This is a genomic window from Pseudomonas sp. AIG (assembly GCF_977020205.1).
On sequence record NZ_CDROCK010000027.1, the window covers coordinates 17,883 to 30,205 of the forward strand.

Consider the following 12,323-nt stretch of genomic DNA (forward strand, 5'->3'; position numbering starts at 1 on the left):
GGAGCGACGGTGCGACGATTCGACTTGCTCGCGAAGAGGCCATCACCTGCAACATTACTGTTGGCTGACACACCGCATTCGCGAGCAGGCTCGCTCCCACATTTGACTCCATAGAGTCAGTTAGATCGCTTTGACGGAAATGATTTCCACGTCAAAGGTCAGCGTCTTGCCTGACAACGGGTGATTGAAGTCAATGGTCACTTGCGCGTCATCGAACTCTTTCACCACACCCGGCAGCTCAGTATTGGCCGCATCGTTGAAGATCACCAGCAAACCCGGCGACAGCTCCATATCAACAAACTGCGAACGTGGAATGATCTGCACGTTCTGCGGGTTCGGCTGGCCGAAAGCGTTTTCCGGCTCGACGGTCAGTGTGCGCTTGTCGCCGGCCTTGAAGCCGAACAGCGCCGCTTCAAAACCCGGCAGCAGGTTGCCGTCGCCGACCTTGAAGGTCGCCGGGGCCTTGTCGAACGTACTGTCGACGGTGTCGCCGTTCTCCAGGCGCAATGCAAAGTGCAAGGTGACTTCCGTGTTCTGGCCGATGCGTTGCTCAGCCAATACCTGTTCAGTCATGAACGGCTTCTCCGGTCTTTTTACTTTTGAACATATCCAGTGCCAGCATCACCGCGCCAACGCTAATCGCGCTGTCGGCGAAGTTGAACGCCGGGAAGTACCAGCGGTTCTGCCAGTGCACCAGAATGAAATCGATCACATGGCCCAGGGCAATGCGGTCATACAGATTGCCCAGCGCGCCACCCAGCACCAGCGCCAAAGCGACGGCCAGCCAGGTTTCGTTGCGGCCAAGACGCTTGAGCCAGACCACCAGCACGGCACTGACCACTATCGCGATCAGAGCGAACAGCCAGCGCTGCCAGCCGGAGCTGTCAGCCAGGAAGCTGAACGCAGCGCCAGTGTTGTAGGCCAGGGTCCAGCTGAAGTAATCGGGAATGATCACGATCTGCTGGAACATTTCGAGCTTGCCTTCGAAGTAGAACTTGCTGGCCTGGTCGATGACCAGAACCAGCAAACTCAACCAGAGCCAGCTCAACCGTCCGAAACGGCCAACGGCATTAGGCATAGTGACGAACCTCGCCAGCGCCGCTGATGTTGTCGACGCAACGACCGCAGATTTCCGGATGCTCCGGATTCACGCCAACGTCTTCGCGGCAGTGCCAGCAACGGGCGCACTTCGGGAAGGCCGATTTGACGATCTTCAGCTTCAGGCCGCTGACTTCAGTCACTACCGCGTCTTCAGGTGCGCTAACAAAAGGCGCAACACTGGCCGTCGAAGTGATCAGGACAAAGCGCAGTTCGTTGCTCAGCTTGGCCAGATCGGCGCTCAGGGCGTCTTCGGCGTACAGCGTCACTTCGGCTTGCAGGTTGCCACCGACAGCTTTCGCCGCGCGCTGGATTTCCATCTCTTTGTTGACCGCTACCTTGACCGCCATCACGCGTTCCCAGTAGTCGCGGCCCAGTTCAACGTCGGCTGGCAGTTCGGTCAGACCTTCGTACCAGGTATTGAGCATGACCGATTCGTTACGCTCGCCCGGCAGGTATTCCCACAGCTCGTCGGCGGTGAAGGCGAGGATCGGCGCGATCCAGCGCACCAGCGCTTCGGAGATGTGGAACAGCGCGGTTTGCGCCGAACGGCGAGCCTTGCTGTTGGCGCCAGTGGTGTACTGACGATCCTTGATGATGTCGAGGTAGAAACCGCCCAGCTCCTGCACGCAGAAGTTGTGGATCTTCGAGTAGACGTTCCAGAAACGGTATTCGCCGTAGTGCTCTTGCAGCTCGCGTTGCAGCAGCAAGGTGCGGTCGACCGCCCAACGATCCAGCGCGAGCATTTCTTCGGCCGGCAGGATGTCGGTGGCCGGGTTGAAACCGCTCAGGTTCGAAAGCAGGAAGCGCGCGGTGTTACGGATACGACGATAGGCGTCCGCACTGCGTTGCAGAATCTGGTCGGAAACCGCCATTTCACCGGAGTAGTCGGTCGAAGCGACCCACAGACGCATGATGTCGGCGCCGAGGGTGTCGTTGACTTTCTGCGGCGCGATCACGTTGCCCAGCGACTTGGACATCTTGCGGCCGGCTTCGTCGACGGTGAAACCGTGGGTCAGCAGTTCGCGGTACGGCGCGTGGTTGTCGATGGCGCAACCGGTCAGCAGCGACGAGTGGAACCAGCCACGGTGTTGGTCGGAACCTTCCAGGTACAGATCGGCACGCGGGCCGCTCTCGTGACCCATCGGGTGCGAACCGCGCAGGACGTGCCAGTGCGTGGTGCCCGAATCGAACCAGACGTCGAGGGTGTCACTGATCTTGTCGTACAGCGGCGCTTCGTCGCCGAGCAACTCGGCAGCGTCCATCTTGAACCAGGCTTCGATGCCTTCGACTTCAACGCGTTTGGCGACTTCTTCCATCAGCTCGACGGTGCGTGGGTGCAGCTCGCCGCTTTCCTTGTTGAGGAAGAACGGGATCGGCACGCCCCAGTTGCGCTGACGCGAGATGCACCAGTCCGGACGGTTGGCGATCATCGAGTGCAGACGCGCCTGGCCCCAGGCCGGGACGAATTTGGTGTCTTCGATGGCTTTGAGCGAGCGCACACGCAGGGTGTCGCCGCTGGTTGGCTCTTTGTCCATGCCGATGAACCACTGCGCGGTGGCGCGGTAGATCAGCGGGGTCTTGTGGCGCCAGCAATGCATGTAGCTGTGTTCGATGACGGTGGTGTGCAGCAGCGCACCGACTTCGGTCAGCTTGTCGACGATGGCCGGGTTGGCCTTCCAGATGAACTGGCCGCCGAAGAATTCCAGCGACGGCGCGTACACGCCGTTGCTCTGCACCGGGTTGAGGATGTCGTCGTTGACCATGCCATATTTCTTGCAGGTCACGAAGTCGTCCACGCCGTAGGCCGGAGCGGAGTGAACCACGCCAGTGCCAGCACCCAGTTCGACGTAGTCAGCCAGGTACACCGGCGACAGACGGTCGTAGAACGGATGACGGAAGTTGATCAGTTCCAACTCTTTACCGGTGGTGGTGGCGATGACCGAACCTTCCAGGCTGTAACGAGCCAGGCAGGCTTCGACCAGCTCTTCAGCCAGCACCAGCAGCTTGTCGCCGACATCCACCAGTGCGTAGTTGAATTCCGGGTGAACGTTCAGTGCCTGGTTGGCCGGGATGGTCCACGGGGTGGTGGTCCAGATCACGATCGACGCCGGTTTGCCCAGCGACGGCAGACCGAACGCGGCAGCCAGTTTGGCTTCGTCAGCGATCGGGAAGGCCACGTCGATGGTCGAGGACTTTTTGGTCTCGTACTCGACTTCCGCTTCAGCCAGGGCCGAACCGCAGTCGAAGCACCAGTTCACAGGCTTGAGGCCCTTGAACACGAAACCGCCCTTGACGATTTCCGCGAGGGCGCGGATTTCACCGGCCTCGTTCTTGAAGTCCATGGTCTTGTACGGGTTGGCCCAGTCGCCCAGCACGCCGAGACGGATGAATTCGGACTTCTGCCCTTCGATCTGCTCGGTGGCGTAGGCACGGCACAGCTCGCGGGTCTTGTCCGCGCCCAGGTTCTTGCCGTGGGTCACTTCAACCTTGTGCTCGATCGGCAGGCCATGACAGTCCCAACCCGGAACGTACGGCGCGTCGAAACCCGACAGGGTTTTCGAGCGGATGATCATGTCCTTGAGAATCTTGTTCAGTGCATGACCGATGTGGATCGTGCCGTTGGCATACGGAGGGCCGTCATGCAGAACGAACTTCGGACGATCCTTGCCAATCTCGCGCAACTTTCCGTACAGGCCAATACTGTCCCAGCGCTGCAGGATCTGCGGTTCGCGCTGTGGCAGGCCGGCCTTCATTGGGAAGGCGGTGTCCGGAAGGTTAAGCGTGGCTTTATAGTCGGTCATTTAAGGCTCTTCATTAGCGATGGGCGCTAGGTGCGGCTAGTGCACGGGCGGTGGCGACATCCGCATTGATCGCCGTTTTCAATGCCTCCAGGGAGGCGAAGCGCTGCTCTTCACGCAGCTTTTGGTGGAAAACCACCGTCAAACGCCGGTCATACAGATCGCCGGCAAAATCTAAAAGATGGACTTCAAGGTGGGCCTTGCCATCACCTTGTACCGTGGGCCGTACACCGATATTGGCGACACCGGGCCAGGTTTTGCCGTCGATATCGACATCCACCAGATACACCCCGGTGAACGGCACGCGACGACGCTTGAGTTGAATGTTGGCAGTGGGCGTACCCAGTTGCCGGGCCAGTTTCTGGCCATGCAGCACGCGACCGGCAATGCGGTACGGGCGGCCGAGCAAACGTTCGGCCAAGGCAAAATCGGCGGCGGCCAGGGCGTTACGGACCTGGGTGCTGCTGACGCGAATACCGTCCAGTTCGACGGTTTGCGCGGCTTCAACGGTAAAACCGTGCATCTGCCCGGCCTGCAGCAGGAAGTCGAAATCGCCGAGGCGATCGCAACCAAAGCGGAAATCATCACCGACTTCCAGATGCTGCACGCCGAGGCCATCGACGAGGATGGTGTCGACGAATTCACTGGCGCTGAGTTTGCTCAAGCGCTGGTTGAATGCCAGGCATAAAACCCGGTCAACGCCTTCAGCGGCCAGCAGTTGCAGCTTGTCGCGCAACCTTGCCAGACGCGCCGGCGCGGTCTCGGGGGCAAAGAACTCCCGTGGCTGCGGCTCGAAAATCACCACGCAGCTGGGTACACCCAACTCGAGCGCACGCTCACGCAGTCGGGCCAGGATAGCCTGGTGACCACGGTGAACACCGTCAAAGTTGCCAATAGTGGCGACGCAGCCCCGATGCTGGGGGCGCAAGTTGTGGAGGCCTCGAACCAGCTGCATAACGCGCTTCTTGCTCATAAAGTGGTCGATTATAACCACACCCGACGGCCGACGACAGGCAACACCGTAACGCAAAGTGAACGAGCCGACAAAACTGCCGGCCCGCGCCTGTTTATAAAGGGTAAAACCTTAACTCAGGGCCTTGCGATTGAAGTCACGCAAGCGGAAACCCATCAGCAGCAACATACCGAAATAGGACACCACGCCCGCCGCGACCAATGCGCCCAGACGCAGGAAGCGCTCAAGCATGTGCCCTTGATCCCACGCTGGCATGAAGTGCATGCCGATCAGCAACACCGCCGACATCACTGCCACCGCCACCACCAGTTTGAAGCCGAACTTGGCCCAGCCCGGTTGCGGCTGATACATCTGCTGTTTACGCAGTTGATAAAACAACAGTCCGGCGTTCAGACAGGCACCGGCACTGATCGCCAGGGCCAGACCCGCATGCGCCAACGGCCCGATCAACACCAGGTTGAACAGCTGGGTAACCACCAGCGTGAAGATTGCGATTTTCACCGGCGTACGGATGTTCTGTTGCGCATAAAAGCCCGGTGCCAGCACCTTGATCACGATAATCCCGAGCAGACCGACAGAATAGGCAATCAGTGCGCGCTGGGTCATTTCAGCGTCGAAACCACTGAACTGCCCGTACTGAAACAGTGAAACGGTCAGCGGCTCGGCAAGAATCCCCAGCGCCAGCGAACAGGGCAACACCAGCACGAAGCACAGGCGCAAGCCCCAGTCGAGAATGCGCGAGTATTCGTGGCGATCCTTGCTTGCGTAAGTTTTCGCCAGGGTCGGCAGCAGGATTGTGCCCAGCGCCACACCCAGTACGCCGGATGGTAATTCCATCAGACGGTCGGCGTAATACATCCATGACACCGAGCCTGCGACCAGAAACGAGGCGAAGATGGTGTTGATGATCAGCGAAATCTGGCTGACCGAGACGCCGAGAATCGCTGGCAGCATCTGTTTCATCACGCGCCAGACACCGGTATCGCGCAGATTCAGGCGCGGCAGCACCAGCATGCCGATCTTTTTCAGGTGCGGCAGTTGATAGAGCAACTGCGCCAGACCGCCGACCAGGACCGCCCAGCCCAATGCCATGACCGGCGGATCGAAGTACGGCGTAAGGAACAGCGAAAACACGATCATGCTGACGTTGAGCAGGGTCGGCACGAAGGCCGGCACCGAGAAACGGTTCCAGGTATTGAGGATCGCCCCGGCCAGCGACGACAACGAGATGAGCAATATATAGGGGAAGGTCACCCGCAGCAGATCGGAGGTGAGCTGGAATTTTTCCGGTGTGTCGGTGAAACCCGGCGCGGTGGCCCAGATCACCCACGGCGCGGCGATCATGCCCAGCGCAGTGACTACCGCCAATACCAGAGTCAGCAAACCTGATACGTATGCAATGAAAGTGCGTGTCGCCTCTTCGCCCTGCTGGCTTTTGTATTCGGCCAGAATCGGCACGAATGCTTGCGAGAAAGCGCCCTCGGCGAAGATCCGCCGCAGCAGATTGGGCAATTTAAAGGCAATAAAGAAGGCGTCCGTCGCCATCCCGGCGCCGAATGTACGGGCAATGAGCGTGTCACGAACAAACCCTAAAACCCGGGAAAGCATCGTGATAGAGCTGACGGCGGCCAACGATTTGAGCAGATTCATTGAGGGAATTTGTGCCTGTCGATAAACAGCAGGCGAACAAAGCGCCTACTTGTGCGATACTCCGCGCCGCAGCAGCACAGAGCCAAAGCTCGCGAGTTTACAGGTCAAGCGCCGGAAATAAATATCCCGCCTCTTTATACCTACCACTTAGCGGAACGTTTCAAGTGCCCTTGACAAGACTTCAACTCATCGGCATGATTCGCGGCCTATTTTGTTTGCTATTTCCTAAAAAGTCTTTCGAGGAGCTCGACGGTGGCCAACTCACCTTCCGCCAAAAAACGTGCAAAACAGGCTGAGAAGCGTCGCAGCCACAACGCCAGCCTGCGTTCCATGGTTCGCACCTACATCAAGAATGTAGTTAAAGCCATCGACGCAAAAGACGCTGAAAAAGCTCAAGCTGCATACGTTCTGGCTGTGCCAGTTATCGACCGTATGGCCGATAAAGGCATCATCCACAAGAACAAGGCTGCTCGCCATAAGAGCCGTCTGAATGGCCACGTCAAAGCGCTGAAAGAAGCCGCTTAATCGACGTAGTCATTAAAAAACCGACCTTAGGGTCGGTTTTTTATTGCCTGTGATTTAACAAATCCCAGCGCAAAAAAAGTAGGAGTGAGCCTGCTCGCGATAGCGGTGTCACAGTCAATAATTGCATCGACTGACACACCGCTATCGTCGGAACGCCGCCCGGAGCAGGCTCACTCCTACAGTTTGTTTTGCGGCGTTATTGCTGGACTGGCACCCACGGCAGGATCGGGATGGCGGTCACGGCATTCTGCGGACTGCCTTCGATCAAACGGTCGCTGTAGACCAGATAAACCAGCGTATTGCGCTTCTTGTCGAGGAAACGCACCACCTGCATGGTCTTGAACACCAGCGAGGTACGCTCCTTGAACACCTCATCACCATCCTTCAGCTCACCCTTGAACTTGATTGGGCCAACCTGGCGACAGGCGATCGATGCTTCGGCGCGATCCTCAGCCAGACCCAGGCCACCCTTCACACCGCCAGTCTTGGCGCGCGACAGGTAGCAGGTCACCCCTTCAACTTTCGGATCATCGAAAGCTTCGACCACAATCCGGTCGTTCGGGCCGACGAATTTGAACACCGTCGACACCTGACCGATCTCCTCGGCCGAGGCCAGCAATGGCAGCGCCATCAGCAAGCCCAACAATCCTTTTGCTAAACGCATCGAGTTTTCCTTAAACCAGAATCAAGTTGTCACGGTGAACCAGTTCCGGCTCCGCCATGTAACCGAGCAAACCGACAATCGCATCCGACGATTGACCGATGATTTTTTGTGCTTCCAAAGCGCTGTAATTGGCCAGGCCACGTGCAATCTCACGACCATCCGGCGCCACACAGACCACCATTTCGCCACGACGGAAACTGCCTTGCACGAGCTTCACACCGACCGGTAGCAGGCTCTTGTTGCCCTTCGACAACGCCGACACCGCCCCCTCATCCAGCACCAAGGTGCCGCGAGTTTGCAGATGCCCAGCCAGCCACTGCTTGCGCGCCGCAAGCATGCCGCGCTCAGGCGACAGCAGCGTGCCGATACGCTCACCCGCCTTGAGGCGATCAAGCACTCGCTCAAGACGCCCACCGACGATAATAGTGTGCGCACCGGAACGCGCAGCCAATCGAGCCGCACGCAACTTGGTCTGCATGCCGCCACGACCCAGCGCACCGCCCGTGCCGCCCGCTACCGCATCGAGGCTCGGATCATCAGCGCGCGCCTCGTAAATCAGCTGCGCATCAGGGTTGTTGCGTGGATCGGCGTCGAACATGCCATCGCGATCGGTAAGGATCACCAGCAGATCCGCCTCGACCAGATTCGCCACCAGCGCCGCCAGCGTGTCGTTGTCGCCGAAACGGATCTCGTCAGTGACCACGGTGTCGTTTTCGTTGATCACCGGGATGACTTTCAGCTCGACCAGTGCGCGCAGGGTACTGCGGGCGTTCAGGTAACGCTTGCGGTCGGAGAGGTCGTCGTGCGTCAAGAGAATCTGCGCAGTGTGCCGGCCATGCTCGGCGAAGCTCGATTCCCACGCCTGCACCAGACCCATCTGACCAATTGCCGCAGCCGCCTGGAGCTCGTGCATCGCACTGGGTCGTGCGGTCCAGCCCAAACGGCTCATGCCGGCCGCCACCGCCCCGGAGGACACCAGCACCAACTCGACGCCAGCCTCATGCAAGGCCACCATCTGCTCGACCCAGACACTCATTGCCGCGCGATCCAGCCCTTTGCCATCAGCTGTCAGCAAAGCGCTGCCGATCTTCACGACCCAACGCTGCGCACCTGTCACCTTGCTCCGCATCATCTTCAACCTTAGCTTGAGGGCAGCGCGACCCAGCGCTGCCCGTGACGTTATTCGTGGCTATTGCCGACCAACGATCGATTTCCAGATACTAAAACGCCGCTCGATTGAGCGGCGTTCAAGTTTATCGCAACGGATCAGTCACGCACGTAAATGATTTCCGGACCGTCTTCGTCATCCACATCTTCTTCGTCCCAATCATCGTCGCCGATGTCATGGACCGACTTCACGCCGCTGCGGCGCAGGGCACGCTTATCATCCAGCGCCTGCAGTTGCGCGCGGGCTTCGTCTTCGATGCGCTGATCGAGATCGGCCAACTCTTCCTTGTAAGCCGGGTCATTGGCCAGGCGATCAGCACGGTCTTCCATGTAACGCATGATGTCGTGGCACAGACGCTCGGTACCGATCTTGGCGATGGCCGAGATCACGTAAACCGGGCCGGTCCACTCCAGACGATCAACGATTTCCTTGACGCGCTCATCGTGATCTTCTTCGAGGATCTGGTCGCACTTGTTCAGCACCAACCAACGATCACGCTCCGCCAGGGACGGACTGAACTTGATCAGCTCGTTGACGATCACTTCGGCGGCATCCGGTGCACTGGAGTCATCCAGCGGCGCCATGTCGACGAGGTGCAGCAGCAAACGCGTGCGCGCCAAGTGCTTGAGGAAGCGAATACCCAGGCCGGCACCGTCGGAAGCCCCTTCGATCAGACCCGGGATGTCCGCGACGACGAAGCTCTTCCAGCGATCAACGCTGACCACTCCGAGGTTCGGCACCAGCGTGGTGAACGGATAGTCGGCGACTTTCGGCTTGGCAGCCGAGACCGAGCGGATAAAGGTACTTTTACCGGCGTTCGGCAGACCCAGCAGACCGACGTCAGCCAGCACTTTCATTTCCAGTTTCAGGTCACGCTGCTCACCCGGCTTGCCCGGCGTGGTTTGACGCGGCGCACGGTTGGTACTGGATTTGAAACGGGTGTTGCCCAGACCGTGCCAGCCGCCCTGCACCACCATCAGTTTCTGACCGGCCTTGGTCAGGTCGCCGATGACTTCCTGGGTAGCGGAGTCGATCACCGTGGTGCCGACCGGCACCCGCAGGATCAGATCTTCACCTTTTTTGCCAGTGCAGTCGGTGCTGCCGCCGTTGGAGCCACGCTCGGCATCGAAATGCCGGGTGTAACGGTAGTCAACCAGGGTATTGAGGTTTTCGTCGGCCATCATGTAGATGGAACCGCCGTCACCGCCATCACCGCCGTTCGGGCCACCGTTTTCGATGAATTTTTCCCGACGGAAACTCATGGCGCCATTGCCGCCGTCACCAGCCTTTACGCGAATCGATACTTCATCAACAAACTTCATAACCAACGCCTCTCGCCATACGGACGAGCCGAAAAACAATCAAGACATAAGACTCTTGCAAAAATGAGCGCAGCGACCCCAAAACACGACCTGCATCGCACGCCGACAGCCCATACAAACAGTTTTGCAAGAGACTCACCCCACAAACGAAAAAGCCCCGTCGCAAGACAGGGCTCTTCCAGCGATCGCGCAATTAAGCTGCGACAACGCTCACGTAACGGCGGTTGAACGCGCCCTTTACTTCAAACTTGATCACGCCTTCGATTTTCGCGAAGAGGGTGTGATCCTTACCCATGCCAACGCCGTAGCCAGCGTGGAATTGGGTGCCGCGCTGACGCACGATGATGTTGCCCGGAATGATTTTCTGGCCGCCATACATCTTAACGCCAAGGCGTTTGGCTTCTGAGTCGCGACCGTTACGGGTACTACCACCAGCTTTTTTGTGTGCCATGAGTCAATTCTCCTAGTGAGGAATTAGGCTGAAATTAAGCCTGAATACCGGTGATTTTGATCTCGGTGTACCACTGGCGGTGGCCCATACGCTTCATGTGGTGCTTACGGCGACGGAACTTGATGATGCGGACTTTATCGTGACGACCTTGGGAGATCACTTCAGCCACAACGGTAGCGCCAGCAACAACTGGAGCGCCGATATTCACGTCGTCGCCATTGGCAACCAACAGAACGCGATCAAAGGTAACGGATTCGCCGGTAGCGATTTCCAGTTTTTCGATCTTCAGGTATTCACCTGGGGCGACTTTGTACTGCTTGCCGCCAGTAACGATTACTGCATAAGACATGGTATTTCTCCGATAATCCTGCTCACCCAGCTCTTTATAAGAAGAGGTATTGGCTGGCATGGCTGCATAAGGCTGGAAGGCCCGTTGCAATTGCGTAAGGCAGGTGCTGCCCAGGAAGTTCAGGGTGCGCGATTGTACGCAAGCTGCGAGTGTCACGCAAGAGGCCGTCCATCGCGCCTTGACAGGTCCGGATGGGGGTCCTAGCATGCCGCGCAACCCTTCTGGAGCGACTCTCGCTGATGCAACCCCAAGCTTTCTACCGCGCGGTGGCGGACGATTTTAGCGCCGTCGACGGCATCATCAAGAAGCAGCTGACTTCCCGAGTTCCGCTGGTATCGAAAATCGGCGATTACATTACCTCGGCCGGCGGCAAACGTCTGCGTCCTTTATTAGTGTTGCTGTGTGGCAAGGCCCTGGGTCGCGAAGGCGACGACATGCGTCTGCTGGCCGCCACCATCGAATTCCTGCACACCGCGACCCTGCTGCATGACGACGTGGTCGACATGTCCGGCATGCGCCGCGGCCGTTCGACCGCCAACGCCATGTGGGGCAACGCGCCCAGCGTGCTGGTCGGCGACTTCCTGTACTCGCGCTCGTTCGAAATGATGGTCGAACTGGGTTCGATGCCGGTGATGAAGATTCTGTCCCAGGCCACGCGCATCATCGCCGAAGGCGAAGTGCTGCAGCTGTCCAAGGTACGCGACGCCAGCACCACCGAAGAAACCTATATGGAAGTCATCCGCGGCAAGACCGCGATGCTCTTCGAAGCCTCGACCCACAGTGCTGCGGCACTGGCCGGCGCTACCGCCGAGCAGAGCGAAGCCTTGCGCACCTTCGGCGACCACCTCGGTGTGGCGTTCCAACTGGTCGACGACCTGCTCGACTACAAGGGCGACGCCGAGACCCTGGGCAAGAACGTCGGTGACGATCTGGCCGAAGGCAAGCCGACCCTGCCGCTGATCTACACCATGCGCGAAGGCACGCCGGAACAGGCTGCACTGGTGCGTCAGGCGATCCAGAAAGGCGGGATCGAAGACCTGGAAAGTATTCGCATCGCCGTGGAGGCCTCCGGTTCGCTGGAGTACACCGCGCAACTGGCCCGTGATTACGTGGCCCGTGCGATCAAGTGTCTTGAGGCACTGCCGGCCAGTGAATATCGTGATGCGCTGGTTGAACTGAGCGAGTTTGCGGTCGCGCGTACGCACTGATATCGCTGAAGCAAGATCAAAAGATCGCAGCCTTCGGCAGCTCCTACAGGGGTTGTCGGGGCTGCGATTTTTGCTTTTGACTGCCTGAAAAGCTAAAACCCTATACAATGTGCG

At 58.7% G+C, this 12,323-nt stretch carries 12 protein-coding genes; 2 read left to right on the top strand and 10 right to left on the bottom strand.

Translation table 11 applies throughout. The features are described 5' to 3' along the window. Positions 1-120 precede the first annotated feature (120 nt). From fkpB to murJ, 5 genes are all read right to left on the bottom strand, one after another. On the bottom strand, positions 121-558 hold the full coding sequence (fkpB, locus tag ACWR1S_RS16460; RefSeq protein ID WP_454564289.1) for an FKBP-type peptidyl-prolyl cis-trans isomerase: 438 nt from the start codon (positions 556-558) through the stop codon (positions 121-123). Positions 559-565: 7 nt separating this feature from the next. Beyond that, complete coding sequence (lspA, locus tag ACWR1S_RS16465) at positions 566-1,078, bottom strand: signal peptidase II (RefSeq protein WP_454564247.1); 513 nt, start codon at positions 1,076-1,078, stop codon at positions 566-568. Then, positions 1,071-3,902, bottom strand: coding sequence for an isoleucine--tRNA ligase (ileS, locus tag ACWR1S_RS16470; protein WP_454564248.1), 2,832 nt, complete (start codon positions 3,900-3,902; stop codon positions 1,071-1,073). Before ileS ends, lspA begins: the two co-directional genes overlap by 8 nt. A gap of 13 nt (positions 3,903-3,915) precedes the next feature. Beyond that, positions 3,916-4,854, bottom strand: coding sequence for a bifunctional riboflavin kinase/FAD synthetase (gene ribF / locus ACWR1S_RS16475; RefSeq protein WP_008078544.1), 939 nt, complete (start codon positions 4,852-4,854; stop codon positions 3,916-3,918). Positions 4,855-4,983: 129 nt separating this feature from the next. Further along, positions 4,984-6,522 (bottom strand): murein biosynthesis integral membrane protein MurJ, encoded by a 1,539-nt coding sequence (murJ, locus tag ACWR1S_RS16480; RefSeq protein ID WP_454564249.1) that lies wholly within the window; start codon positions 6,520-6,522, stop codon positions 4,984-4,986. Between the two features lie 252 nt (positions 6,523-6,774). Between murJ and rpsT the strand changes: the two genes are divergently transcribed. Continuing rightward, complete coding sequence (rpsT, locus tag ACWR1S_RS16485) at positions 6,775-7,047, top strand: 30S ribosomal protein S20 (RefSeq protein ID WP_003228351.1); 273 nt, start codon at positions 6,775-6,777, stop codon at positions 7,045-7,047. Between the two features lie 196 nt (positions 7,048-7,243). Here the strand turns inward: rpsT and ACWR1S_RS16490 are convergent, their stop codons facing one another. The 5 genes from ACWR1S_RS16490 to rplU all read right to left on the bottom strand — a co-directional run bounded on the left by ACWR1S_RS16490 (position 7,244) and on the right by rplU (position 11,001). Beyond that, entirely contained in the window at positions 7,244-7,711 is a 468-nt protein-coding gene (locus tag ACWR1S_RS16490; RefSeq protein ID WP_454564250.1) for a CreA family protein, read from the bottom strand. 10 nt (positions 7,712-7,721) lie between these two features. Further along, positions 7,722-8,840 carry a glutamate 5-kinase gene (gene proB / locus ACWR1S_RS16495; RefSeq protein WP_026000682.1) on the bottom strand — a complete coding sequence of 373 codons (1,119 nt, stop codon included), beginning with the start codon at positions 8,838-8,840 and terminating at the stop codon, positions 7,722-7,724. A 137-nt stretch (positions 8,841-8,977) separates the two neighbouring features. Continuing rightward, positions 8,978-10,201 (bottom strand): Obg family GTPase CgtA, encoded by a 1,224-nt coding sequence (cgtA, locus tag ACWR1S_RS16500; RefSeq protein WP_454564251.1) that lies wholly within the window; start codon positions 10,199-10,201, stop codon positions 8,978-8,980. 193 nt (positions 10,202-10,394) lie between these two features. After that, complete coding sequence (rpmA, locus tag ACWR1S_RS16505; protein ID WP_003176049.1) at positions 10,395-10,652, bottom strand: 50S ribosomal protein L27; 258 nt, start codon at positions 10,650-10,652, stop codon at positions 10,395-10,397. 34 nt (positions 10,653-10,686) lie between these two features. Beyond that, positions 10,687-11,001, bottom strand: coding sequence for a 50S ribosomal protein L21 (gene rplU, locus ACWR1S_RS16510; RefSeq protein ID WP_003176051.1), 315 nt, complete (start codon positions 10,999-11,001; stop codon positions 10,687-10,689). A gap of 239 nt (positions 11,002-11,240) precedes the next feature. On the opposite strand from rplU, the gene ACWR1S_RS16515 reads away from it, so the two are divergent. Next, on the top strand, positions 11,241-12,209 hold the full coding sequence (locus ACWR1S_RS16515) for a polyprenyl synthetase family protein (RefSeq protein WP_007909817.1): 969 nt from the start codon (positions 11,241-11,243) through the stop codon (positions 12,207-12,209). The last annotated feature ends 114 nt before the right edge of the window (positions 12,210-12,323 follow it).